The 25,812-nt window shown below is 75.5% G+C and carries 18 protein-coding genes; 15 read left to right on the plus strand and 3 right to left on the minus strand.

All coding sequences use genetic code 11. The features are described from left to right. The first annotated feature begins 33 nt into the window (after positions 1 to 33). The 4 genes from OG299_RS10365 (at position 34) to OG299_RS10380 (ending at position 3,181) form a co-directional block, all read left to right on the plus strand. Positions 34 to 162 (plus strand): hypothetical protein, encoded by a 129-nt coding sequence (locus OG299_RS10365; protein ID WP_327361317.1) that lies wholly within the window; start codon positions 34 to 36, stop codon positions 160 to 162. Positions 163 to 198: 36 nt separating this feature from the next. Further along, positions 199 to 861, plus strand: coding sequence for a vWA domain-containing protein (locus tag OG299_RS10370; RefSeq protein ID WP_030294174.1), 663 nt, complete (start codon positions 199 to 201; stop codon positions 859 to 861). Between the two features lie 104 nt (positions 862 to 965). After that, entirely contained in the window at positions 966 to 1,853 is an 888-nt protein-coding gene (locus tag OG299_RS10375; RefSeq protein WP_327361318.1) for a PP2C family serine/threonine-protein phosphatase, read from the plus strand. Then, on the plus strand, positions 1,850 to 3,181 hold the full coding sequence (locus tag OG299_RS10380; protein WP_327361319.1) for a protein kinase domain-containing protein: 1,332 nt from the start codon (positions 1,850 to 1,852) through the stop codon (positions 3,179 to 3,181). Before OG299_RS10375 ends, OG299_RS10380 begins: the two co-directional genes overlap by 4 nt. A gap of 13 nt (positions 3,182 to 3,194) precedes the next feature. Here OG299_RS10380 and OG299_RS10385 read toward each other — a convergent pair whose 3' ends face one another. Together OG299_RS10385 and OG299_RS10390 are read right to left on the minus strand one after the other, a co-directional pair. Next, on the minus strand, positions 3,195 to 3,521 hold the full coding sequence (locus OG299_RS10385; protein WP_327361320.1) for a hypothetical protein: 327 nt from the start codon (positions 3,519 to 3,521) through the stop codon (positions 3,195 to 3,197). Positions 3,522 to 3,547: 26 nt separating this feature from the next. Continuing rightward, positions 3,548 to 5,044 (minus strand): AbeC-like domain-containing protein, encoded by a 1,497-nt coding sequence (locus OG299_RS10390; RefSeq protein WP_266634294.1) that lies wholly within the window; start codon positions 5,042 to 5,044, stop codon positions 3,548 to 3,550. Positions 5,045 to 5,255: 211 nt separating this feature from the next. Between OG299_RS10390 and OG299_RS10395 the strand changes: the two genes are divergently transcribed. Genes OG299_RS10395 through OG299_RS10415 form a run of 5 tightly spaced genes read left to right on the plus strand, consistent with a single transcriptional unit; the run spans position 5,256 to position 10,975 of the window. Continuing rightward, entirely contained in the window at positions 5,256 to 6,278 is a 1,023-nt protein-coding gene (locus OG299_RS10395) for a 3-oxoacyl-ACP synthase III family protein (protein WP_327361321.1), read from the plus strand. Further along, a complete protein-coding gene (locus OG299_RS10400; RefSeq protein ID WP_327361322.1) occupies positions 6,275 to 7,021 on the plus strand; it encodes a glycosyltransferase family 2 protein in 747 nt (248 codons plus the stop codon). Before OG299_RS10395 ends, OG299_RS10400 begins: the two co-directional genes overlap by 4 nt. Further along, positions 7,021 to 8,544, plus strand: coding sequence for an AMP-binding protein (locus tag OG299_RS10405; protein ID WP_327361323.1), 1,524 nt, complete (start codon positions 7,021 to 7,023; stop codon positions 8,542 to 8,544). Before OG299_RS10400 ends, OG299_RS10405 begins: the two co-directional genes overlap by 1 nt. Then, positions 8,541 to 9,980: a cytochrome P450 gene (locus tag OG299_RS10410; RefSeq protein ID WP_327361324.1), complete on the plus strand. Its 1,440-nt coding sequence runs from the start codon at positions 8,541 to 8,543 to the stop codon at positions 9,978 to 9,980. The genes OG299_RS10405 and OG299_RS10410 overlap by 4 nt, the downstream gene beginning before the upstream one ends. Next, positions 9,977 to 10,975 (plus strand): NAD-dependent epimerase/dehydratase family protein, encoded by a 999-nt coding sequence (locus OG299_RS10415; RefSeq protein ID WP_327361325.1) that lies wholly within the window; start codon positions 9,977 to 9,979, stop codon positions 10,973 to 10,975. The genes OG299_RS10410 and OG299_RS10415 overlap by 4 nt, the downstream gene beginning before the upstream one ends. Before the next feature lie 236 nt (positions 10,976 to 11,211). Here OG299_RS10415 and OG299_RS10420 read toward each other — a convergent pair whose 3' ends face one another. Continuing rightward, a complete protein-coding gene (locus OG299_RS10420) occupies positions 11,212 to 11,415 on the minus strand; it encodes an MbtH family protein (RefSeq protein ID WP_266634281.1) in 204 nt (67 codons plus the stop codon). A gap of 249 nt (positions 11,416 to 11,664) precedes the next feature. Between OG299_RS10420 and OG299_RS10425 the strand changes: the two genes are divergently transcribed. The 6 genes from OG299_RS10425 to OG299_RS10450 all read left to right on the plus strand — a co-directional run bounded on the left by OG299_RS10425 (position 11,665) and on the right by OG299_RS10450 (position 25,759). Beyond that, complete coding sequence (locus OG299_RS10425) at positions 11,665 to 14,001, plus strand: lantibiotic dehydratase (RefSeq protein WP_327361326.1); 2,337 nt, start codon at positions 11,665 to 11,667, stop codon at positions 13,999 to 14,001. Continuing rightward, the gene (locus OG299_RS10430) at positions 14,001 to 15,506 is read left to right on the plus strand and encodes an amino acid adenylation domain-containing protein (RefSeq protein WP_327361327.1); all 1,506 of its coding nucleotides are present in this window, start codon (positions 14,001 to 14,003) and stop codon (positions 15,504 to 15,506) included. Before OG299_RS10425 ends, OG299_RS10430 begins: the two co-directional genes overlap by 1 nt. After that, entirely contained in the window at positions 15,503 to 16,627 is a 1,125-nt protein-coding gene (locus OG299_RS10435) for a threonine ammonia-lyase (protein ID WP_327361328.1), read from the plus strand. The genes OG299_RS10430 and OG299_RS10435 overlap by 4 nt, the downstream gene beginning before the upstream one ends. After that, positions 16,624 to 16,905 (plus strand): acyl carrier protein, encoded by a 282-nt coding sequence (locus tag OG299_RS10440; protein ID WP_266634273.1) that lies wholly within the window; start codon positions 16,624 to 16,626, stop codon positions 16,903 to 16,905. The genes OG299_RS10435 and OG299_RS10440 overlap by 4 nt, the downstream gene beginning before the upstream one ends. 10 nt (positions 16,906 to 16,915) lie before the next feature. After that, positions 16,916 to 19,216 (plus strand): lantibiotic dehydratase, encoded by a 2,301-nt coding sequence (locus OG299_RS10445; RefSeq protein ID WP_327361329.1) that lies wholly within the window; start codon positions 16,916 to 16,918, stop codon positions 19,214 to 19,216. 189 nt (positions 19,217 to 19,405) lie between these two features. After that, positions 19,406 to 25,759, plus strand: a complete 6,354-nt coding sequence (locus tag OG299_RS10450) for a non-ribosomal peptide synthetase (protein WP_327361330.1) — start codon at positions 19,406 to 19,408, stop codon at positions 25,757 to 25,759. Positions 25,760 to 25,812 lie beyond the last annotated feature (53 nt).

A 25,812-nucleotide genomic window follows, 5' to 3' on the forward strand; every position in this document is an offset into this window, starting at 1 on the left:
GGGTCGAATCGCCGAGAAGAGGAGCAACACCCCATGGTGACACCGCAGATCGCGCGGGGGCGGCTGCTGATGCTGGTCCTGTTCGTGGTGGCGGTCGTGATGACGGCGTCCGCCGGGCTGGCGGCGCTCGTGCGGTACGTACCGCAATGGCTCGGGAGTTGAAGGAGATTAGCGGTGAGTGACATCCCCGGCGGGCCGATGGCGAACCGGCCCGTCCACTTCATCTGGCTGCTCGACTGCTCGTACTCGATGCAGGGCGAGAAGATCGGCCAGCTCAACTACGCGATCAGAGAAGCCGTTCCGGAGATGCGCTCGGTGGCGCAGGACAATCCGGCGGCCCAACTGCTGCTGCGCACGATGACGTTCTCCACCACGGCCCGCTGGCACCACCAGGACCCGGTTCCGGTGGAGAACTTCACCTGGCAGGACGTCCAGGTGGACGGCATGACCAATCTGGGCGAGGCCCTCCAGCTGGCGGCCCGGGAGCTGGACACCCCGCCGATGCCGCAGCGGGCGCTGAAGCCGGTGCTCGCGCTGGTCTCCGACGGGGTGCCGACGGACGACTGGAAGGCGGGGCTGCGGGCGGTCGACGCGACCCCGTGGGGGCGCAAGGCCGTACGGGTGGCCATCGCGATCGGCGCGGACGCCGACCGCACCGTGCTGCAGGAGTTCCTCGGCAATCCGGAGCTCCAGCCGCTGGACGCGAACAGTCCCAAGCAGCTGGCGGCGGCGATCCGCTGGGCCTCGACGGCCGCGGTCAAGGCGGCCTCGCAGCCGGTGGCGGGCTCCGCGGACGCGATGGCGAAGCAGCCGCCGTACGCCCCGCCGGTGCTCGACGACGACGATGACGACGTGTGGTGAGCGGGCCCGTGTCACCGGAACCACCGCCCGTACCGCCGCACGGACCGGAGCCCCTGCCGGCGCCCGCACCGCTCTGGGCCACGCTCCGGGAGAGCATCCAGGGCGTGAACAAGACCCGCAACCAGGACTACTGCGAGGTCGCGGGCCGCGGCACCGCCGAGGAGCCGCTGATCATGGCGGTGGCCGACGGCCACGGCTCCGCGGTGCACGCCCGCAGCCATCTGGGCTCCCGTTTCGCGGTGGACCTCTTCGTGGAGGAGGCCCGGCGGTTCGGGGCGCTCGCCCAGCCCCGCGGCGAGGAGCGGCCGCCGAGCCTGGCCTGGCTGATGCACTACGCCGAGCACGCCTTCCCCCGCCAGCTGGTCAGCGCCTGGCGGGAGAAGGTCCTCGGCAACTGGGAGCGGACCAGCTCCCACGAGGAGCCGGGCCTGTCCGAGGAGCACAAGCTGCTGCTGTACGGGAGCACGCTGGTCGGCGCGGTGCTCACGCCCCGGGTGTTCGCGGCCTGGCAGCTCGGCGACGGCGAGCTGACGGTGGTGGACGACGACGGGCGGGTGACCGTACCGCTCGCGCCCGCCGAGGCGGACCTGGGGGACGAGACGGAGTCGCTGTGCAGCCCGGCGGCGTGGCTGCGCGTACGGACGCACTGGGCGCCGGTGACGGCCCCGTCGCGGGCGCCCCGGCTGGTCGCGGTCTCCACCGACGGGCTGTCCAAGAGCTTCGCCTCGGACCGGGGCTTCCTGCAGTTCATGGCCGGGCTGGACGACCGGCTGTCGGCGGAGGGCACGGACACCGTCCGGGCCGTCCTGCCGAAATGGCTGGCCAAGGCCTCGCAACACTCCGGGGACGACACGACCCTGGTGGCGGCCTGGCACCCGGCACCGGCGGCGGCCGCCGGGGCGTACGGGGCCGCCGGGACCCACGGCGCCACCGGGGCGACGACGACCACTGACGCGGCACCACCGACCGACCCGCACGGGAGAGACGAATGAGCGGCATGCTCGACAGCGGAACCCTGCTGACGACCGACAGCGGCACGGGCGTGGAGGTCTTCGACCTGCTCGGCGCCGGCGGCCAGGGCGAGGTCTACCGGGTACGGACCCCCGCCGGGTACCAGGCGCTCAAGTGGTACTACCCGGCCTGCGCGACCCCCGCCCAGGAGGACATCGTCCGCCAGCTGGTGGGCCGCGGCTTCGACGACGACCGCTTCCTGTGGCCGCTGGACTTCGTGGCCGACGGGCGCGGCGGGTTCGGGTACCTGATGGACATCCGCCCGGACCGGTTCAAGGGCCTGCCCCTGCTGTTCCGGCGGCAGCTGCACACCACGCCCCGGGCCCTGCTCACGGCCTGCCTCTACACCGTCGAGGCGTACCAGGCCCTGCACTCGCGCGGGATCGCGTACCGGGACATCTCCTGGGGCAACATCTTCTTCGACCCGGCCACCGGCGACGTGCTGGTCTGTGACAACGACAACGCGGTGGTGGAGGGCGACAGCACCGGCATCTCGGGGACGATGGAGTTCATGGCGCCCGAGCTGGTGCGCGGCGATCCGGAGGTCTCCCCGGGCACCCAGAGCGATCTGCACTCACTGTCCGTGCTGCTGTTCATGCTGCTGATGAACCACCACCCGCTCAAGGGACGGCGCGAGTTGGCGATCCACTGCCTCGACGAGGCGGCGGAGCGCAAGCTGTACGGGAAGCAGCCGCTGTTCGTCTTCGACCCGCAGGACCGGTCCAATGCGCCCGATCCCACCGAGCAGGCGACGGTACTGGCCACCTGGGCTGCGGCCCCGGACTCCCTGCGGGACCTGTTCACCAAGAACTTCACGACGGGCCTGCACGCTCCCACGGCCCGGATCCGGGAGTCGCAGTGGCGGGACACCCTGCGGGCCGTGCTCGACGCGGTGGTGGAGTGCGCGCAGTGCGGGAAGCAGAACATGACCGAACCGCGGTCCGCCGATCCGGGCACCTGCTGGAGCTGCGGGAGCACGCTGGTGCTGCCGCCGCGGCTGGTGCTGACCACTCCTCCGCCGCGCACCGAGCACCACATCCTGCTGCACCGGTCCTCGCGGGTGCAGGCGCACCATCTGGCCCCGGAGCCGGCCCGGCACGACTACGGCGACGGGACGCTGGTGGCGCAGCTGACCGAACATCCGCAGAGGCCGGGCCGGTTCGGGCTTGCGAACCGGTCGGCCTCGGCGTGGACGGGCACCCGCGCGGACGGCTCCACCCAGCGGATCGACCCGGGGCAGACGGTACCGCTGCGCTCGGGCCTCGAGCTGGACTTCGGCGGCGCGCGGGCCGTCGTACGGTCGAAGTAGGAGACCCGGGGCGTCAGTTCCCCAGGAGGCGGCTGATCTCCTGGGCCAGGGCGAGTCCGCCGCTGCCGGCGCCGAGACCGAGGGTGATGGTCTCCAGCGAGCGGCGGATCACCCCCGGCTCGGCGGCGCGCCGCTCCTGCGCGGCCCGGTCGAGTTCGCCGCGCAGGGTCTCTGCCGCGGTGATCCGCTCCTGGGCCGCGCCCTGGTCGCGCAGCCACTGCGCGAGTTCGGCGGCCAGCCGCAGGGTTTCGGCGGCGGTGTCCTGCTGCCCGATGTTGATGGTGCCGTTGTCGCCGATGATGCCGGCGGTGACTTTCTCGTTGAAGTTGAAGGTGCCCATCTGTCTCTCCCGACGGTGGTGACGGGTCAGGGCGCGCCTCGACCCTGTCCGGGGTGCCCGGCCTGTGCACCGGGCCCGTTGTGGTGGTTGACCGTGCCGTTGTCGCCGATGACGCCCGCCTGCACGCTGCCCTGGAAGGTGTAGGTGTGCGTGTTGATGACCTGTTGCGCCTGGTCGTAGGAGCTGGTGTCGATGTTGTGGTCCTTCAGGAACCGCTCCGTCGCTATCAGCACACCCTGCTGGAGGCGCTGCAGGAAGTCCTGGGAGTCCGTGCGTTCGCTGAACCCCAACTGTTTCCAGTCCGCGACGCGTTCGCGGATGCTGTCCACGGCGCCGTAGTCGTACAGCGCGTGCCGTTTGTCGATCTCGCGCCGCACCTTCTCCAGGGAGCGGGCGCGCCTGCGCTGCTCGGAGGCGCGCTGCATGCGCCGCGAGGAGGCTTTGAGCAGGGCGGTCCCGGTCCGGGACGTGGCGAAGGAGACCAGGCTCCACCAGCGCTCCAGCCCTTCCAGCGGCAGCCGGTTCACCCGGTCGAAGCGCGCCTGGAGCGGGGGGATGCCGTACGCCGACACCTCCCAGGTGAGGCTGGGGTGGTGGAGGCGGGCCCGCAGGTGCATGGAGACGATGGCGCGGCCGCCCTCGCCGGCCCGGACCAGGCTGAGGTAGGTGCGCATGCCGGCGCCCGACTGCATCAGGCCCGCCTGGACCAGCTGTTTGGGGATCTGGGCGCGCGGCCGGCGCAGCCGGTCCGGCAGCAGTTCCGGCCCCACGTACGGGACGTTGGTCCCCATGACGTAGAGCCGGTTGCGGACCTGGAGGCCCTTGAGCCCGGCGATGTTCTCCATCTCGCGGGCCACGTAGGTGTGCAGGTCGACCGCGTCGAACGGTTTGATGGGCAGCTTGCCGCCGTTGCCCGCCGGGTCGTCGGCGGGGCGGCTGACGTCGATGGGCTGCCAGACCATCTCCTTGAGCTTGGAGCCGCTGCCGACGAAGGGGTTGGTGCGCTCGGCGCCCGCCGTGTACGGGACCACGTTGGCCCGCTTGGTCTCCAGCAGCCGCTGCTCGACCTCCGGTTCGACGGCCGGGGCCAGGTCCGCGGGGCGGTCCGCGCCGTGCTCCACGGCGAGGGCCGCCGTACGGGAGCGGCTCTCGGCCTGGTGGACGAGCCACCAGGCGCTCCCGTACGCGAGGAGGACCAGTGCGGCGGCCGCGTACGCGAGCACCCACCGGGTGGTGGCCACCGCGTACAGCAGCAGCGGCAGCGCCGCCCACACGCCGACGGCGCAGATCCAGGCCAGGCGCCGGTCCCGTACGTCGATCCGCCGGACCGCGGCGCGCCCGTGGCGGGCCAGCGCCACCAGGTCGATGCCGAGGGAGAGGCCGGTGGCGCGCAGCCCGTCCGCGGTGAGTTCCACGTCCACGTCGCGGGCGAAGTCCTCGTCCAGGTGCGCCCCTGCGCACAGTCGGCGGGTCACCGCATCGGTGCGGTACTGCGCCAGCGCCGGTAACCGGCGTGCTGCCATGTGCCTCTCCCCCGTGTCCCCCGTGTGCCCCTCGGTCTTCGGCACACCCTACGGAAACGGGACCTGGCTGTCCCGCCGTTGGCCGTGATCAGCCGGGGGGACACGGGGCGGGCCGGGAGGGGCACGTACTCATGCCGGGTGTGCGGCGCGCGGGGCGGATCTGAGCATGCGTACTCAGGTCCGGCCGCTCGCGGGGTCGCATCGTGGGGGCATGCTCATTCAGCCGTGTGATCCGTCGCCGCGCGCCGGGATAACCGCCGTCGGCAGCCTGTTGCCCGAGGAGGTCCGCTCCTCGGAGGACCTCCAGCAGGAGGTGGCCCGCCGCAGCGGCCTCGTCCTGCCGCCGCGGCTGCTGACGCAGGCCACCGGGATCGTCTCGCGCCGGGTCGCGGGCGAGGGCGTGTACGCCTCGACGCTCGCCGTGGGCGCCGCGCGCCGGGCGCTGGCCGCCGGCGGGCTCTCCCCGATGGACATCGACCTGCTGGTGTTCGCCTCGGCGTCGCGCGACATGGTCGAGCCCGCGACCGCGCACATCGTGCAGGCGGAACTCGGTTCCCGGGCCCACGCCTTGGACGTCACCAACGCCTGCAACAGCTTCGTGAACGGCATCGACCTGGCCCGGGCCATGATCCTGGCCGGACGGGCCCGGCGGGCGCTGGTCGTGACCGGGGAGACCCCGAGCCGGGCGGTGCAGTACGCGCCGGCCGGGCTCGCGGAGCTGCGCGAGGGCTTCGCCGGGTACACGTTCGGCGACGCGGGGGCCGCCGTCGTCGTGGAGGCGGTGGAGCGCGGCGGGATCCTCGACGTGGACACCGAGACGCATTCCGAGCACTGGGCGGTCGGGGGCATCCCGGGCGGCGGTTCGCGGCACCCGCGCGGGGATGCGTACACGTACTTCCGCGGTGACGGGCACGAACTGCGGGGTGTTTTCGAGAAGGTGGGCACCGCGGTCATCGACCGGACCCTGCACCGTACGGGGATGGACTGGGACGACTTCGCCAAGGTGCTGGTGCACCAGGTGACGGTGCCGTACCTGGAGCGGTTCGCGGAGCTGACCGGGGTGCCGGCCGGGAAGCTGGTGGTCACGGTGCCCGAGCTCGGGAACGTCGCGAGCGCGAGCATCGGTGTGCAGCTGGACCGGGTGTTCGGTGAACTGGAGCCGGGGGAACGGGTGTTGTGTGTCGGGCTGGGCGGCGGGATCAGCATCATGACGATGGTCTGGGAGAAGTCGTGACGGAGCGGTTGTGGGTGGTCGTGCCCGCCCACCAGGAGGAGGCCCGCCTCGGCGACACCCTGCGGGCGCTCGCCGCCCAGCGCGACCGTGACTTCACGCTGCTGGTCGTCGACAACGCCTCGACGGACAACACGGCTGCGATCGCACGGGAGTTCGCCACGGGCGCGCCGTTCGCGGTGGAGGTGATCGAGGAGCCGCAGAAGGGGGTCGGCTCTGCCGTGGACACCGGATTCCGGTACGCGATCGACCGGGGCGCGACCCTGCTCGCGCGGACGGACGCCGACTGCCTGCCGAGGCCCGGCTGGACGGGCGCGGCGCGGGCCGCGCTCACGGCCCGTCCGGGCCTGGTGTGCGGGCGGATCACCGCCCGGCGCGACGAGCACGGGCCGATCGGCCGAGCCGGTTTCGCGGGGCTGGTCCGGCTGGCCGCGCTGTTCGGACGGCTGCGGCCTGAGCACGCCGCCCGAAGGGGCGGCTTCAAGGCCCCGTACCGCATGCACGCGGGGAACAACATGGCCATCACCGCCGAGCTGTACCTCGCCGTCGGCGGGATGCCGCGGCGCCCCTCGCCCACCGACCGGCTCTTCCTCAACGCCGTACGCCGGCACACCGACCGGATCACGCACTGTCGGCGGATGGTCGTGGAGAACTCCACCCGCCGGCTGCAGGCGTACGGGATCGCCGGCACGGCCCGCTGGTACCTCGACCAGGGCAGCGGCACCCACGGAACGGACCCCCGCTGATGCTCGACCGACTCGACCACGCGCTGCGCGCCCGCCCCGAGCGGGCCGCCGTGCTCACCGCCACCCGCACCGGGGCCACCCGGGTCCGGGCCACGCGCGGCGAACTCGCCGAGCTGGCCGACGCGTTCGCCGCGGCCCTGCACGCGCGCGGGCTGCGCGCCGGGGACACCGTCGGGGTCGCCGTCCGGCCCGGGCCGCGGGCGCTGGCCGTCATGCTCGCGCTGTGGCGGCTCGGGCTGCGCGGGGCCGTGCTCGACCCCGGCGCGGGGCCCGACGTACTGCGCGCCCGGCTCGCGCTGGCCGAGCCCTCGCTCGTCCTCGCCGACGCGGCCGCGCAGGCCGTCGCGGGCTGGGCCCGCCCGCTGGCCCGCCGGGCCCGGCTCGCCCTGCCCGACCTGGCCTCGCTGGGCGCCCCCGTGGCCACCGTCGGGCGGCGGCTGCCCGGCTGTGCGCCCGCGCTGGACCCGGACGCGGCGCGTGCCGGGGTCCCCGGGCAGGGTCGCCGCCCGGCGTACGGGGACTCCGACGCCGACGCGGTGATCGTCTTCACCTCCGGGACCACCTCGCAGCCCCGGGCCGTGGTGCACACGCGGGCGAGCCTGGCCGCCGGGATGGCGTCCGTCTCCGCGCTGTTCGGCGCCGCGGATCCGGCCCGGGCGGGCGATCCGGTGCTCGGGGGCACCTTCTTCGTCCTCGTGCCCTCCCTCACGCACGGCGCCCCGGTGGCGCTCCCGGCCCGGTCCCCGGCGGTCCTGGCCCGGCAGCTGCGCCGGCTGCGGCCGCGGGACACGTATCTGACGCCGCCGCAGCTGCGGGACGCCCTGGGCGCGGGGGCGCGCTTCCGCGGGCGGGTGTGGACGGGCTCGGCGCCGGCGAGCGCCGAGCTGCTGTCCCGGGTGCGGGGCGCCGGCGCCGAGGAGGCGTGGGGCGTGTACGCGCTGACGGAGCTGTTCCCGGCCGCCGCGGTCGAGGCACGCCAGAAGGCGGCGTACGAGGGCCCCGGCGACCTGGTCGGGGCCCCGCTGCCCGGGGTCACGGCGAAGCCGGACGAGGACGGCCAGCTGCTGCTGGCGGGGGCCGCGGCTCGCCGCCGCTACCTGGGCGAGGAGCCCGAGCCGTGGGTGCGTACGGGAGACCGGGCGCGGCTGGACGGAGCGGGGCGGATCGTCCTCGAGGGCAGGAGCAAGGACATGGTGCTGCGCAGGGCCGAGAACATCTACCCGGGCCTGTACGAGCCCGCGCTGCACGTGCCCGGGGTGGAGCTGGCCGTACTCGTCGGCATCCCGGCGGGCCGCGGCGCCGAGTCCGCGGGCGACGAGCGGCTCGTGGCCCTCGTACAGCCGCAGACAGGGGTCGCCGAGCCGGGGCTGCGCGCCGCCTTGGCGGGGCCGCTGGGGCGGATGGGCTCCGCCCGCCCCGACGCCGTGCTGTTCGCGCGGGTCCCGCTGGCGGGACGCTCCCGCAAACCCGACAGGGCGGCGGCCGCGGCGCTCGCGGCGGCCCGGCTGAGCGGGACCCGATGAGCCGGGCCCGCGCCCGGCGGCGCGACCGCCGGGTGTACGTACGCAGCCACCCGCTGCTGTTCGCGCTGCTCGCCGCCACCCGCGGCCGCCCGGTGCGCCGCCTCGGGGGCACGCTGCTGGTCCACGACGCTTCGGCCTACCGCGAGGCCCTGACCCGCCTCCCCCTGGACCGCACGGCCCCCGGCACCACGGGCGCCGCGGCCCGCACGGCACTGGCGGGGTCGGCGGAGCCCGCCCGCCCGGCGCCCACCGGTCCGGCGGAGCCCGACCGCAGGACGGCCGACGCGGCACGCGCGGTGCTCGCCGGGTCGGCGGAGCCCGGCCGGGCGACGGCCGGCACCACCGATGGCGCGGCACACACCCCGCGCGCGGGCTCGGCGGAGCTCGGCCCTGCGGCGGGCGGCATCGCCGGCGGCGTGCTGTTCGATCAGGAGGGCAGCGGGCACCGCGCGGACCGGCGGGGGCTCGCGCAGGAGCTCGGTGCGGCCGGTGTGGAGGAACTGCGCGCGGTGTGGCAGCCGTTGCTCGCCCGCCGGCTGGCGCCGCTCGCACAGGGCGGCGAGGTCGACGCGGTCGCGCTCGCGCGGGAGCTGGCCGGCACGGTGGTCTGCCGGCTGCTGGGCGCGGAAGCCGGCCCGGTGGAGGTGGCACAGGCCGCCGCCGACGCCGCGGCCGCGTCGGTGCGCACCCATCTGCCGGGCCCGCACCGCCCGGGCGCGAAGGCGGCTGCCGCCCACACGGCGCGCAGGCTCCAGTCCCTCCTGGGCCGCCCTCTCGCCACGCCGCTCCCCACGCCCGTGCCCGGCTGCCCTCATGGCGCGGCGGCCCACGGCGTCCCGGGCGCCGATGGGGCTGCCGCCCGGTGCCCTCAGGGCGGAACGGCAGCCGGCGCCGAGGTGCCGGGCCGCGCCGCCTCGCCGCCCGGCAGCCGGGCGGGTGGGGGCGATGCGCTCGGTGCGATGGTGGCGGTGGCCGCCGTCAACACCACCGTGGCCGCGCTGCCGCGGGCGGTGGCGTGGTGCGCCGACGCCGGTCTGTGGGAACAGGCCGCGGACCCGGTGCTGCGGCTCCGGCTGGCCGACGAGCTGCTGCGGGTCACCGCGGCCTCGCCGCTGCTGCCCCGCGTGGCGGCGGCCGACGGGACGGTCGGCGGCTGCCCGGTCCGCAGCGGCGACCGGCTGCTGCTGGTCGCCCGGCATGCCGCGGAGGCACACCGCCGCGACCCGGACGCCCTCGCCCCGGCCGATCCGGCCCTGGCCCACCTGGTGTTCGGCGCCGGCCCGCACGCCTGCCCCGGCGCCCGCCTGGCCCGCGTCCAACTGGCCGACACCCTGGCGGCCCTGGCCCCGTACCGACCGGTGGTGACCCGCGCCCGGGTCGACCGCCGGGCCGCCCTGCCGGGCTGGCGCCTGCTGACCGTGAAGGCCACCTCATGAACGCCGACCGGACCGGCCGGACCGCCGCCGGAGCGGACCGCTCCGCCGGCGTCGGCCGGGGGGTCGGGGGGCTGCGGGTCGCCGTGACCGGGGGGAGCGGGTTCTGCGGTGGGCACGTGGCGCGGGCCACCGTGGCGCGCGGGGCCGAGGTGGTGTGCCTGGGACGGCGGCCCGGGCCCGTCGGGGAGCACCGGTTCTGGGATGCGGCCCGCGAACTGCCGGACCTGGCCGGGGTCGACGTCGTCGTGCACTGCGCGGCCGCGGTCGGCGACCCGGCCCCCGGATCCCCCGCCGAGGCGGAGATGTACGCGGTCAACGTCACCGGCACCGAACGGCTGCTGCAGGCCGCCGGAGGCCGGCCCGTGGTCTGGGTGAGCAGTGCCAGCGTCTACGATCCGCGCCGCGACCGCGGCCTGGTCCGCGAGGACCACCCGTGCGCCGGGCAGTTGAACGCCTACGGCCGCACCAAGGCGGCGGGCGAGGCCCTCGCACTGGCCGCGGGGGCGGTGGCGCTGCGGCCGCGGGCCGTCTACGGCCCCGGCGACGGCACCCTGCTGCCGCGGCTGCTCTCCCGGGTCCGGGCCGGGACCCTGCTGCTGCCGGGTCCGGACGTCCCGCTCAGCCTGACGGCGGTGGAGAACCTGGCCGATGCCGCGCTCGCGGCGGCCGACGGCTGGGCCCCGGGCGCGTACAACGTGGCCGACGCGGCGCCCTACGCGCGCGACGCCGCCGTACGCCGGGTCCTGCACGCGCACGGCATCGCCGCCCGTATCCGCCACCTCCCGGTGGGGGTGGCCCGTACGGCGGCCCGCGCGGCGGAGGTGCTCGCGCGCACCGGCGAACCGGCCCTCAGCCGCTACGCGGTGGACCAGCTGGCCCACCCGGTGGTCCTGGACCTGACCCGGGCCCGGGCCCAGGGCTGGACCCCGCACCGCACGCTGGACGACTATCTCGCCACGCTCGCCCCGGGCGGCCGGACCGTCCCCGGCGACTGACGCCGACGGCGCTTGCGCCGGCCCCCTTGCCGCCCGTCGCGCTGCTCGTGCCCCGGTGGAACCCGGGGGCGGGGTGTGCGGGGTGGGACCGGTCGGCGGGGCTCGGTCCCCCCGCGCCTCAGCCTCGCCGACCGGCGTTTTCAGGCCCCCGTTCAGACCCCCGCCCAGACCCCCGTTCAAGCCCGCGTCCGGGCCGCCGTTCAAGCCGCCGTTCAGGCCGCCGTTCAGGCCGCCGTTCAGGCCGTCGCCATCCTGCGGCGCAGGCTCAGCGGGCGCATGTCCGTCCACACCGCGGCGATGTGGTCCAGGCATTCCTGCCGCGTGCCCGTCGTGCCCTCGGCGTGCCAGCCCGCCGGCAGCTCGCGGTCCGCACGCCAGATGGAGTACTGCTCCTCGTCGTTGCGCACGACCCGGTAGCCGCTCTCGTCGGTGTCAGTCATCGCTTCGGTCCTCCGCAGTCGGTCGGTGATCCGGTTTCGTCCGGTCTTTCCGTCAATGGCTCACAGCGTGCCGCTGCGGCCCGGGCCGCCATAGGGACAAACGCGCAGAAGGACCGGCGGTCGGTGCTGCCGCTCCTTCCCTGGTGACGCCGGCCCGCGCGGCGGCAGTGTTCGGGGCAGCCAGGGTGGCGTCCGAGAGGTACAGCGCCGCCGGCCACGCCACCCCATCAGGCTGGAAGGAGCTCCGCCATGTCGGACACCCCAGAGACCGTGCACCTGCCCACCGGCGGGTGGCGGTTGTGGGAGCACTTCGCACTCCGCGGCCCGGGTTTCCCGGCCGAGGGGGTCCTGCGCATGGCTCCGCCCGGACTCGCCCTGGCCGCCGACAAGTTCGGGCCGGGCGACACCCTCGCCGGCCCGGACTGGGAGGCTTTCACCGGGGCCTTCGACACCGGCGCGGTCCGCACCGCCGAGCTGCTCCAGGACATCGCGGCCTCACCGCGCTTCCGGGCCGCCGTGGCCTGGCAGAACCCGGCCGTGCTGCGCACCGGCATCGCGCCGTTCCTGAACTGGACGCCGACCGCGGCGGGTCGGACCAGCATGCCCCGCCAGCGCGAGGAACTGGTCGCCCACTACTGGCAGCGGTTCTGCGTCAAGAACGACACCATCGGGTTCTTCGGCCCCGTCGGCTGGGGGCGCTGGGATCTCGCCACGGACGGGGTACGGGTGGACCCCGGCGCCGGCGGGTTCCTCGCCGACTCTCGGGTCTACTTCGCCAGTTGGGCCATCGACGCCCTGGCCAAGTCGCTGAACGCGGACCCCGCGCTGCGGGCGTGGATACCCCCGCGCCGGGTGTCCTTCGTACGGGCCGAGGGCCTGTCCGTGCATCTGCCGGGCCGGCCGCCGCAGCCCATCGGCGAGAGCGCCCGCGCCGTACTGGACCGGTGCGACGGGACCCGGCCCGTGGCCGCGATCGCCGAGGCACTGGGGATCCCGGTGGCGGAGGCGACCGAGACCGTGCAGTGGCTGCTGGCCAAGCGCTGGGTGCACTGGCGCCTCGACGTGCCGACGGGCACCTACCCGGAGCGGGAGCTGCGGACCGTCCTGGAGCGGATCGGCGATCCGGCCCTGCGAGACCCGGCCCTGGAGAAGCTCGCCGTCCTGGAGCGCGGACGGGACGCCGTCCAGGCGGCCGGCCTCGACGCCGAGGCGCTGACCTCGGCGATCGGCGCCCTGGAGGCCGACTTCGCGGCGCTGACCGCCACCGACGCACAGCGCTCCAAGGGCGCGCGGACCGCGCCCTGCCGGGGGCTCGTGTACTCGGACGCGCGGCGCGCGGCGACCGCGACCCTCGGCACCGCCCTGCTGGACGAGCTCACCCCCCTCGCACAGTGCCTGACCGCGGCCCGCTGGCTGACCAACCGGTTCGCCGAGCGGGTCGGGGCGCGGCTGCGCGAGGTGTACGAGCGGCTGCGTGCGGCCGGCCCGGTGGACCTGGGGTCGATGTGGCTGGGCTGCCTGCCCTCCCCGTACCCGGAGGCGGGCCGGGACCTCGACGCCGTCCAGGCGGAGCTGCGCGCGAAATGGGCGCGGATCCTGGCCGTGCCCGAGGGAGCGCGCCGGGTCAGGGTGTCCTCGGCGGACATCGCCGAGCAGGTGCGGGCGGAGTTCGAGGAGCCCGGCGCGGGCTGGTCGCTGGCCCGCTACTTCAGCCCGGACGTGCTGCTGCTCGCGGAGAACGCGGACGCCGTGGCCCGCGGCGACTTCGAAATGGTGCTGGGCGAGATGCACAGCGCGCTCAACACGATGGGCGCCTCGCTCTTCGTCCACCAGCACCCCGACCGGGACGAGCTGATCGCGGAGACCACCCGCGACTTCCCCGGGCCGCGACTGCTGCCGATGCTGCCCAAGGAGCTGCCGCTGAAGTGGTCGACGCGCAGCAGGCCTTCGCTGGACCGGCCGCAGGACTACTACGTCTCGCTGGTCGACGACACCGGCGACCCGCACCGCCCGCGCACCGTCCTGTGCGCCGACGTCGCGGTGGAGGACCGGGACGGCCGGCTGATGGCGGTGCTGCCCGACGGGGCCGCGTTCGACCTGCTCGACGTGTACGCGAACACCCTGACGCAGCGCGTCATGGACCGGTTCACGCTGCGCCCCGAGGGCGACCACACGCCGCGGATCAGCATCGACAAGATGGTGGTGGCGCGCGAGACCTGGGCCTTCCCGGCGACCGAACTGGCCTTCGCCGACGAGAAGTCCGAGGCGAAGCGGTACGTACGGGCCCGGCACTGGCGCGAGGAACACGACCTGCCCCGGTTCGTGTTCGTGGTCTCGCCGACCGAACCCCGGCCGTTCTACGTGGACTTCGACAGCCCGGTGTACCTGACCATCCTCGCGAAGGCCGCACGCCGGCTGGCCCGCAAGGACCCCGGGGCCAAACTGAAGATCAGCGAGATGCTGCCCACCCCGGAGCAGGCCTGGCTGACCGACGACCAGGGCGACACGTTCACCTCGGAGCTGCGCTTCGTGGCCGTCGACCGGACGGTCACCGACCTCTCGCGGCCCGCGGACGGGAGCGCGTGATGCGGACCTTCGTCGACGACATCGCCGCGCACGCCGCCCTCGATCCGGACCGGGTCGCCGTCACCACCCCCGCCGGCGAGGTGACGTACGCGGAGCTCACCGCCCGCATCGACGCCCTGGCGGCGGTGCTGCGGGCCCGCGGCGCCCGGCCGGAGACGGTGTGCGCGGTGGCCGTGGAACGCGGCGTGGACGCCGTGGTGGCACCGGCTGCCGTGGTGCGCTGCGGCGCGGCGTTCCTGGGCCTGGACCCGGAGCAGCCGCCCGCCCGGCTGGCGGCGCTGGCCCGCAGCGGCGGCGCGGAGCTGCTGGTGACCGCCTCGGCCCTGGCGGGCGGGCTCGACCTGCCGGTCCCGGGGCCGCCCGTCCTGCTGGACCGGCCCGGGAGCGCGGCCGGCGCGGACGGGGGGCCGGGCGGGCCGCTCGGCGAGCGCTCGCTCGCGTACGTCAGCCACACCTCCGGGAGCACCGGGGAGCCCAGCGCCGTGCTGGTCGAGCACCGCGGACTGGACTCGTACCTGCGCTTCATCGCCCGCGACTACGGGCTGGGGCCCGACACCGTGGCCCTCCAGCTCGCCCCGCTCGGCTACGACGCGTCCCTGCGGGACACCTTCGCCCCGCTGCTGGCGGGCGGGCGGCTGGTGGTGGTGCCGCGCTCGGCGCTGCTGCGGCCCGAGGAGTTCGGCGCCGTGGTCCGCGAGCACGGGGTGAACGCGCTGCTGAGCACGACCCCGTCGTTCCTGTCGTTCCTGGCCGGGCAGCCGAACGGGGCCCGGCTGCTCGCCGGGGTCCGACTGGTGGTCTCCAGCGGCGAGTCGCTGCGGCCGTTCCTGGCGGCCGGGGGGCGGCCGCTGGTCCGGGGCAGCCTGGTCAACCAGTACGGCCCGACCGAGTGCACGATGACCTCGACCCGGTACGCCGTGCCGGCCCGGCCGGACGTCCTGAGCGACACCGTCGGCACCCCGATCGACGGCGTGGCCGTACGCCTCCTGGACGCCGGGATGTCCCCGGTGGCCGACGGGGACACCGGGGAGGTCTACATCGGCGGGGCGGGCGTGGCCCGCGGCTACCGCGGGCGGCCCGCCCGTACGGCCGAGTGCTTCGTACCGGACCCGTTCGGTCCGCCCGGGGCGCGGATGTACCGGACCGGCGACCTGGCCCGGACGGGTCCCGACGGGCTGGAGTACCTGGGGCGCGGTGACCGGCAGGTGAAGATCCGCGGCTACCGCGTCGACCCGGCCGAGGTGGAGGGGGCTCTGCTGTCCCATGCCGGGGTCACGGGGGCGGTCGTCACCAGCGAGAGCGACGCGCAGGGGCGGGTGTTCCTCGTCGCCCACGTCACGGGGGACCTGGCGGGCACCACCGACGCCGCCCTGCGCGCGCACCTGGCCGTCGGCCTGCCCCCGCACCTGATGCCGCGGCGGTTCGTGCGGCTGGCGGAGCTGCCCACCACCCGCGGCGGCAAGGCCGACCGCCGTGCCCTCTCGCAGACGGGAGGCCGGTCATGACCACCGCACCTGCGGCGCCTGCCGCGCCCGTCACGTCCGGCGGGCCGGCCGGCGCCGTGCGCGCCCCGCTCGGCCCGGCCGACGTGGCGGCCGCGGCCGCGCGGATCGCCGGGCACGTCCGGCGTACCCCGCTGCTGCCGGGGCTGCCCGCGCCCGACCTCCACCGGACGGGCCGGCGGCTGCTGCTGAAGGCCGAACACCTCCAGTACGGCGGCTCGTTCAAGCTGCGCGGGGCCGCCAATGCGGTCCTGGCGCTGGGGGCCCGGCGGATCGTCACCGGCTCCTCCGGCAATCACGGCATCGCGCTGGCCCGCCTGGCGGCCGCGCTCGGCGCCGAGGTGACCGTGGTGCTGGCCGGCGGGGCGCACCCCGCGAAGATCGCCCTGATCCGGGCGCTCGGCGGGCGGACGCTCGGCGTGCCGGGCGGTGTCGCCGAGCGCGACGCCCGGGCGCGGGCGCTGGCCGAGGAGACGGGCGCGGTCCTCGTGCCCTCCTCCGACCACGAACTGGTGGTCGCCGGGCAGGGCACGGTCGGCCTGGAGATCCTCGCCGAGGTGCCCGACGCAGAGACCGTGTACGTGCCGACCGGCGGGGGCGGGCTGCTCGCGGGGGTGTGCCTCGCCGCGTACGGGCATCCGGTGCGGGTGGTGGGCGTCGAGCCCGCCGGCAGCCCCCGCTACGCCCGGTCCCTGGCCGCGGGGCACCCCGTACGGCTGGCGCCCGGTGACACCGTCGCCGACGGGCTGCGCGGCCAGCAGCCGGGGGCGGTGCCGTATCCGGTCATCCGGGACCGGGTCGACGACCTGGTCACCGTGTCCGACGCGGAGATCCTCGCCGCGGCCGCGCTGCTGCGGCGGCGCGGGATCGAGGCCGAGCCGTCCGGCGCGGTCGCGCTGGCCGGGGCGATGCGGGCGGGTCGCGGGAGCGGCCGCGCCGTCGCCGTCGTCTCCGGCGGCAACACCACGGCGGCCCTGACGGCGGCCGCGGCAGCCGCCGCGGCCCCCACCGCTTCCCGTACCGAACGACCCCCGCACGCGGCCCGCACGGCCCGCACCACCCGCACCACCCCGACGTCTCACACCACCCCCACCACCCGTTCGCTCCTGGAGGAGATCTCATGACCACGACCGTGACCGAGACCGAGCACCCGACCGCGCAGCTGACCGGCGCCGCCCTGACCGAGCTGGTCGTCTCCATCTACCGCGAGACCATGGGAGTGGCCGACCTCGACGAGCAGAGCGACTTCTACGAATGGGGCGGCGATTCGCTGACCGCGTTCCGGATCACCGCACGGCTCGAGGAGGCACTCGGGGCAGAGGTCCCGGTGGCCCTGGTCTTCGCCTACCCCTCGCCCGCGGACCTCGCCGACGTCGTCCACGCCGACTTCGTCCGGGCATGAGGGGCCGGCCATGACCGATACCTACGTGCCCGGCGGCCGCTGGCGGCTGTGGGATCAATTCGCCCTGCGCGGGGCGGGTTTTGCGGCCGGGGGCGTGCTGCGGCTGGCCCCGGACGGGCTGGCCGCGGCCGCCGACAAGTTCGAGCCCGGCCAGGGCCCGGCCGCCCTGGCCGGGGAGCGGTGGGGGGAGTTCACCGCCCTGTTCGCCGACGCCCAGGTGGAGGTGGCGCACACGCTCCAGGAGATCGCCCGGATGCCCGCCTTCCGGGAGGCGGTGGCCTGGCAGAACCGCCCGGTCCTCGGCTCCGGGATCACGCCCTTCCTGAACTGGACGCCGACCGCGGCGGGCCGTACCAGCATGCCCCGCCAGCGCGAGGAGCTGGTCGCCCACTACTGGCAGCGGTTCTGCGTCAAGAACGACACCATCGGGTTCTTCGGCCCCGTCGGCTGGGGCCGCTGGGACCTGTCCGCGCAGGGCGTCCGCGTCGACGCCGGCGCCCCCGGCACCGGTTTGATCGCCGGATCGGAGGTGTACTTCGCCAGCTGGGCGATCGACGCCCTGGCCGCGCGGATCGACACCGGCCCGGAGCTGCGGGAGTGGGTGGCGCCCCGGCGCGTGCCGTTCGTCCGCCAGTCCGGGACGGACGTGACGGTGCCGGGCCGCCCGCGCCAGGCCCTCGCCGAGGAGGCGCGTGCCGTGCTCGCGCTGTGCGACGGCGTACGGCCCGCCCGGGAGATCCGCGCCGCGCTGCCGGATGTGGACGTGTCCGCGGCCTTGGCCGACCTGGTCGCCCGCCGGTGGGTGGTGTGGAAGCTGGAGGTGCCCGCCGGCGCCCGCCCCGAGCGGTACCTGCGGGCCTGGCTGGACCGGGTCGGGGACGCGGAGCTGCGCGCACCCGGACTGGCCGCCCTGGACGCCCTGGAACGGGGCCGGGACCGGGTGGCGGAGGCGGCCGGGCCCGAGGCCCTGGTCACCGCGCTGACGGACCTGGAGGGCGAGTTCGTCGCGCTGACCGAGACCGCCGCCGTACGCGAGAAGGCGGCCGGTACGGCGCCCTGCCGGGCCCTGGTGTACTCCGACTGCCGGCGGGCGGCGACCGCCACCCTGGGGCGGACCGTGCACGAGGCCCTCGCCCCGCTGGACCCGCTGCTGACCAGCGCCGGCTGGCTCACCGCCCGGCTCGCCGACGCGGTGATGGGCCGGGCCCGGGAGGTGTACCGCCGGCTGGCCGCGCAGGGGCCGGTCGACCTGGCCGCGTTCTGGTTCGCCTGCATGCCGATCCTGCACGGCGCCGCCCGTGCGGAATCCGCCGAGCTCCAGCAGGAGTTCCGCCGGCGCTGGGACGCGATCCTGGCGCCGCCGCCGGGCACCCGCCGGGTCAGGCTGCCGCTGGAGGCCGTCGCGGGGCCCGTCGCCGAGCAGTTCGGCGGCCCGGGCGGCGGCTGGACCGCCGCCCGCTACCTCAGCCCCGACATCATGATCGCCGCGGCCGGGGAACAGGCCGTGGCCCGGGGTGACTTCGAGCTGGTCCTCGGTGAACTGCACGTCGCCGCCAACACGTTGGGCGCCTCGCTGTTCGTCCACCAGCACCCGGACGCCGAGGAGCTGCTCGGGCTCACCGACCGGGACCATCCCGGCCCCCGGCTGATGCCGCTGCTGCCCAAGGAGCACCGCTCGCGGCTGTCGGCGCGGATCCGGCACTCCCTGGTCCGCCCCGAGGACTACTACGTCGCCCTCGTCGACTTCACCGCCGATCCGGGCCGGCCCCGTACGGTGCTCAGCGCCGACGTGGCGGTGACCGAACGGGCGGACGGCGAGCTGGCGGTGGTCCTGCCCGACGGGTCCGCGTTCCCCGCGGTGGACGTGTTCTCGCACGTGCTGACCACCCTGGCGATGGACCTGTTCCAGATCCTGCCGGACGCGGCCGACCACTCCCCCCGGGTCACGGTGGACCGCCTCGTCGTGGCCCGCGAGACCTGGCGGCTGCCCCCGTCGGACATGGACTTCGCGGAGGAGAAGGACGAGGCGCGCCGGTTCGTACGGGCCCGGCAGTGGCGGGAGCGGCGCGAGCTGCCGCGGTTCGTGTTCGTGGTGCTGCCGACCGAGACCCGCCCGTTCTACGTGGACTTCGACAGCCCGGTGTACGTCAACATCCTCGCCAAGGCGGTCCGCAGGATGGCCCGCAAGGAGCCCGGGGGCCGGGCCGTGTTCACCGAGATGCTGCCGAGCCCCGAACAGGCCTGGCTGACCGACGACCAGGGCGAGGCGTACACCTCCGAGCTGCGCTTCGTGGCGGTGGACGAGGGCTGAGCGCAGCGGCCCGGCCGCCCCTGTGGAGCGACGCGTACGACGGCGGCGCGCACGGCAGACCGACACCGTGCGGCGCCGCCGTTTGCGCTTTTTACCCCCCGGCGGCTGCGTGCGCGGCTGCGTCTTCTTCCCTACTGACGGATCTCCGCAGCCAGCAGTGTTGAGGAAAACACCGCTTGGAGGCCCACAGTGAAGGTTGTCGCAGCGCACGGCGGAGCGGCGAGGCACGGCAGCGAAGCCGGCGACGTCGTCCGTGACGGTGACGGAGTGTCGTTCGCGCAGCGCAGGCTGTGGTTCCTCGACCAGCTCACCGGAGGCTCCGCCGAGTCCCTGCTCCCGTTGGCCCTGCGCATCCGCGGCGCCCTCGACGTCCCGGCCCTGGAGCGCTCGCTGGCCGGCATCGTGGACCGGCACGAGGTGCTGCGCACGCGGTTCACGGCCGTCGACGGGGAGCCCGTACCCGTGGTGGACCCGGCGGGCCGCACCCGGCTGGCGCGGGTGGAGGCGGGCAGCACCGCCGAGCTGTTCGACCGGGAGCTGGCGCGCCCCCTCGACCTGGCGAAGGAGCACCCGCTGCGGGCGACGCTCGCCCGCCTCGGGTCCGACGAGCACGTACTGCTGCTGGTGGTCCACCACATCGCGGTGGACGGCTGGTCGTGGGACGTGCTGCTGCGCGAACTGGACGCCGGCTACCGGGGCGAGGCGGTGGACGCGCCCGCCCTGCAGTACACCGACGTGGCCCGCACCGAGGCCGAGCGGCTGGGCGGACCGCGCATGGAGCGGCTGCTCGGGTACTGGCGCGAGCGGCTGGCCGGGGTCTCCCCGCTCGCGCTGCCCGCGGACCGGCCCCGGCCGGCGTTCTGGGAGGGCTCCGGGGACGTGGTCCGCTTCGAGCTGCCGGCCGGGCTGGTCGCCGAGGTCGACCGGGTGGCCCGTGAGCAGCGCGCGACCCGCTACATGCTGCTGCTCGCCGTGTACCAGGCCCTGCTGGGGCGCTACTCCGGCCGCTCCGACATCGCGGTCTGCACCACCCTGGCCGACCGCGGGCGCGCCGAAGTGGCCGGTCTGATCGGCCCGTTCGTGAACACGATCGTGCTGCGCACCGACCTGTCCGGCGAGCCGAGCTTCGCCGCCCTGCTGAGCCGGGTCCGGTCGGGGGCCCTGCGGGACTTCTCGCATTCCGAGGCCCCGTTCGACCGGGTGGTCGGCGAGGTGGTCACCGAGCGCGACCTGTCCCGCCACCCCCTCGCGCAGGCCTCCTTCACCCTGCTCAACACCGTGCCCTCGGCGGCCCGTCTGGACGAGCTGGACGTGGCGCTGGTACGGACCCCGCTGACGGGCACGCCGCTGGACGTGTTCCTCGACCTGAGCCTGCGCGCCAACGGGGACATCGCGGCCCGGCTCCAGTACTCCACGGCCCTGTTCGACGAGAGCACGATGGTCCGCTTCACCGAGGGCTACGTCGAACTCCTGCGTGCGGTGACGGCCTCGCCGGGGACCCCGGTGGCCGAACTCGCCGGACGCCTGGCGCCGTTGCCCGGCAAGGAGCTCCGGCGCCTGGTCGCCATGGCGGGCTCGGGGCGCACCGCGCCGGCGGCCGCGGAGCCGTTCAGCGTCGCGGGCGAGCCCGATGCGGTGGCCCTGGTCTGCGGGGAGGAGACCCTGCGCTACGGCGAACTGGACGCGCTCGGCGGCGGCCTGGCCACGGCCCTGCGCGCGGCGGGCGCCGGCCCGGGGACCCCGGTGGGGGTGTGCATGAAGCGCGGGATCCGGTCCGTGGCCGCGATGACCGCGATCTGGCGGGCCGGCGGGGTCTACGTACCGCTGGATCCCGCGCTCCCCGAGGAGCGGCTGCGGTTCATGGCCGCCGAGGCCGGTCTGCACTGCGTGCTCGCCGATGCCGCGACCGCGCGGCTCGCCGGCGCGCTCGGCCCGCAGGTGCTCCGGGTGGAGGACGCCGGGCCCGACGCCGCCGCCCCGCACCACACCCCCGACCCGCGGGACCTCGCCTACGTCATCTTCACCTCGGGCTCCACCGGCCGCCCGAAGGCCGTCGGCATCGAGCACGGGGCGATCGCCGCCCATGTGGCCGCCGTCCGCGAGGAGTTCGGGATCACCGCCCGGGACCGGGTGCTCGCCTTCTCGTCCTTCTCGTTCGACGCCTCGCTGGACCAGCTGCTGACCGCCCTCGGCTGCGGGGCCGCCCTGGTGGTCCGGCCGGACGAGCAGTGGCTGCCCGCGCAGCTCCCCTCGGTGGTCGAGCGGCACGGGATCACCGTCCTGAACCTGCCGCCCACGTACTGGACCGAGCTGGCGTTCTCGCTCACCGACCGGACCGCGGCCTTGCTCGCCCCGCTGCGCCTGCTGGTGCTCGGCGGGGAGTCCGTACCGGCCGCGGCCCTGGCGGCCTGGCTGGCGCGGGCCCCGCAGGTACGGGTGCTCAACGCGTACGGCCCGACCGAGACCACCGTCACCGCCACCGCGCACGAGATCGGCGCGGCCGGGAACACCGGCCGGGTGCCGATCGGGCGGCCGCTGGGCTCCCGCCGGGCGTACGTGGCCGACGTGCACGGCGAGCTCGTGCCGGTCGGCGAGCCCGGCGAGCTGCTGATCGGCGGCCCGGAGCTGGCCCGCGGCTACCTCGGCCAACCCGCTCTCACCGCTCAGAAGTTCGTGCCCGATCCGTACGGCGGAGACGGCGGCCGGCTCTACCGCACCGGCGACCTGGTCCGCCGACTGCCGTCCGGGGAGCTGGAGTTCCTCGGACGCACCGACGACCAGGTCAAGATCCGCGGCTTCCGCATCGAACTGGGCGAGGTGGAGGCGGTCTTGGCGCAGTGCCCCGGCGTGGTGGCCGCCGCGGTGGCCGTCGGTGCGGACGCCCAGGGCGGCAAGAGCCTGACCGGCTACGTGGTGGCCGGCCCCGGTGGCCCGGTCGAGTCCGCCGTCCTGCGGTCCTTCTGCGCCGGGCGGCTGCCGCACTACGCCGTGCCCGCGGACTTCGTCGCGCTCGACGCGCTGCCCGTGAACGCCTCGGGCAAGCTCGACCGGGCCGCCCTGCCCGCCGCCCGGCCGGACGGGGAGCGGGCGGAGCGGGACCGGGCGGCCGCGGGCGGCGCCGAGTTCATCGCGCCGCGCGACGCCACCGAGCGGGTGGTCGCCGAGATCTGGGCCGAGGTGCTCGGCGTCGACCGGGTCGGCATCGACGACAGCTTCTTCGACCTGGGCGGCCACTCCCTCCTCGCCACCATGGCCGTGTCCCGGATCGCCGAGCGGCTCGGCCGCGAGGTGGAGCTGCGCACCCTGTTCGAGAACCCCCGCATCCGCGAGTTCGGCCCGCTGGTGGCCGCCGCCCGGCAGGCGGGCGCCGCGAGCGTCGTCCCGGTGGACCGCTCGGGGCTGCTGCCGCTGTCGTTCGCGCAGGAGCGGATGTGGTTCCTGGACCGCATGTCCGACGTCGGCGACGAGTACGTGCTCTGGTTCTCCTGGCGGATGCGCGGCGGGCTCGACCGGGACGCCTGGCAGGGCGCCCTCAACGAGGTGGTGGCCCGGCACGAGGCGCTGCGGACCGCCCTGGTCGAGGTGGACGGCCGCCCGGCGCAGCGGGTGGTCGACGGGGTCCGCGTACCGCTGGTGTGGCAGTCGGCCCCGCCCGGGGACGACGAGGCCGTACGACTGGCCAGGCTCCGGGAGGTGGCCGTCCCCTACGCCACCCGCCGCTTCGACCTGGCCGGGCCGCCGCTGCTGCGGGCGGGGGTGTGGGAGCTGGACCCCGAGGACCACGTGGCCGTCATCGCCTTCCACCACGCGGCGACCGACGGCTGGTCCAAGGACGTGATCATCGGCGAGCTCGCGGAGTCGTACGCCGCCCGGGTGGCCGGGCGGCCGGCCGAACTGCCGCCCGTACCCGTCCAGTACGGGGACTTCGCGGTCTGGCAGCGCGACCGGATGGCCGGCGAGGTGCTGGAGCGGCAGCTGGCGTACTGGGAGCGGGCCCTGGCCGGCGTGCCCGTACTGGAGCTGCCGACGGACCGGCCGCGCCCGGCGGGCTGGTCGGGCCGGGGCGGCGCGGTCGAGATCGACCTGCCGAAGGAGCTGGAGAGCGCGCTCGGCGAGCTGGCCCGGCGGCACGGGGTGACCCGGTTCACGGTGCTGCTGGCCGTGCTGCAGATCGTGCTGGGCCGCTGGTCCGGACAGCAGGACGTGGCGGTGGGCACCCCCGTCGCGGGCCGCGGCCAGGTCGAGCTGGAGGGGCTGGTGGGGCTGCTGGTGAACACGGTGGTGCTGCGCGGGGACCTGTCCGGCGAGCCCTCGTTCACGGAGTTCCTGGGCCGGGTCCGGGAGTCGGTGCTCGGGGCCTTCGACCACCAGGAGGTGCCGTTCGAGCGGCTGGTGGAGCAGCTGCGGCCGGAGCGGGACCCGTCCCGCAACCCCTTGTTCCAGGTGATGTTCGACGTACAGGAGAGCGCCGCCGGCGGGCCGCGGGTCGAGGGCCTCGACGTGGAGCACTTCGTCCTGCCGTGGGGTTCCGCCAAGTTCGACCTGACCGCCGCCTTCCTGCTCTATCCGGACCGCTTCGCGCTGAACGTGGAGTACGCGAGCGATCTCTTCGACGCCGCCACGGTCACCCGGTTCGCCGGGCACGTGGGCCGGGTGCTGGCGTCGGTGGTGGCCGATCCGGAGCAGGCCGTCGGGCGGCTGGAGCTGCTGTCCGCCGCGGAGTACGAGGAGCTGGCCGGGGCCGCGGGCTCCACGGCGGCCGCCCCGGCGGCGCCGTTCACCGTGTCGGGCGCTGCGGACGCCGTCGCCCTGCTCTGCGGGGACGAGAGCCTGACCTACGGCGAGTTGGACGGCCTGACCGGCGGGCTGGCCCGCGCCCTGGCCGCCGCCGGCGTACGACCCGGCACCCCGGTCGGCGTGTGCCTGCGCCGCGGCATCGCCTCGGTCGCCGCGATGGCCGCGATCTGGCGGGCGGGCGGGGTCTACGTACCGCTCGACCCCCGGCTGCCGCAGGAGCGGCTGCGGTTCATGTGCGCCGAGGCGGGCGTGCACAGCGTGTTCAGCGACGCCTCGACCCACGCACTGGCCGCCGGGCTCGGGCCGCGGACCGTCTCCGTCGACACCGTCGTGCCCGATCCGGACGCACCGCACCACACCCCCGCTCCCGACGACCTCGCCTACGTCATCTTCACCTCGGGCTCCACCGGCCGCCCCAAGGCCGTCGGCGTGGAACACCATGCGCTGGGCGCGCACGCCGCCGCGGCCCGCGAGCTCTTCGGCATCACGGCCGAGGACCGCGTCCTCGCCTTCGCCTCCTTCTCCTTCGACGCCTCCCTGGAACAGGTGCTGCCCGCCCTCGGAGCCGGCGCCTCGGTGCTGGTCCGCCCGGACGAGGTGTGGTCGGTGGAGGAGCTCGCCGAGGCCGTCCGCACCCGGGGCGTCACGGTCATGGAGGCCACCCCCGCCTACTGGGAGGAGATCGTCGCCCGCCTCGACACGGTCGCCGGGGACCTCAAGAGCCTGCGGCTGCTGGTCACCGGCGGGGAGGCACTGCCCTCGGCGCCGCTGGCCCGCTGGTTCGCGCACCTGCCCGACGTGCCGGTCGTCAACACGTACGGCCCGACCGAGGCGGTCATCTCCGCCACCGCCCACATCGTCACCGCGCCCGTCGAGGGCCGGGTGGCGATCGGCAGGCCGCTGGGCTCCCGCCGGGCGTACGTCGTGGACGCCCTCGGCCGGCTCGTCCCCGTCGGGGTGCCCGGCGAACTGCTCATCGGCGGCCCGGAGCTGTCCCGCGGCTACCTCGGGCAGCCCGCCCTCACGGCCGAGAGGTTCGTACCCGACCCGTACGGCGGCGCCGGCGGGCGGCTCTACCGCACCGGCGACCTGGTCCGCCGACGGGCCTGCGGGGAGCTGGAGTTCCTCGGCCGCACCGACGACCAGGTCAAGATCCGCGGCTTCCGGATCGAACCCGCCGAGATCGAGGCCGTCCTCGAGCAGCACCCGGACGTGCACGCCGCGACGGTCCTGGTCAGGGAACTCCGGGGCGAGCGCGCCCTCGTCGGCTACGCGGCCGGCCAAGGCCGCGGCCCGGACGCCGAGGCGCTGGCCGCCTGGTGCCGGACCCTGCTGCCCGGCTACATGGTGCCCGCCGCGTTCGTCCTGCTCGACGCCCTGCCCCGGACCGTGCAGGGCAAGGTGGACACCGCCGCCCTGCCCGACCCGGAACTGCCCGCGCCGGCCGCGTCCGTCGCGCCGCGCACCCCGACCGAGGTGGTGACGGCCCAGATCTGGGCCGAGGTCCTGGGCCTGCCCGAGGTCGGAATCCGGGAGGACTTCTTCGCCCTCGGCGGCCACTCGCTGCGCGCCGTGGCGGCCGCGTCCCGCCTGCGCACCGCGTTCGACTGCCCGATCCAGGTACGCGACCTGTTCGACCACCCGACGGTCGAACTGCTCGCCATGGAAGTGGAACGACAGCTCATCGACCAGATCTCCTCGATGAGCGACGACGAGATCGACCTGTCCCTGACCTCCGAGTTCTGATCGCCGCCGCGATCCGAGCCTCGATCCCCGCCTCGATCCCAGCCTTGATTGGA

Source organism: Streptomyces sp. NBC_01296 (assembly GCF_035984415.1).
Classification (GTDB): domain Bacteria; phylum Actinomycetota; class Actinomycetes; order Streptomycetales; family Streptomycetaceae; genus Streptomyces.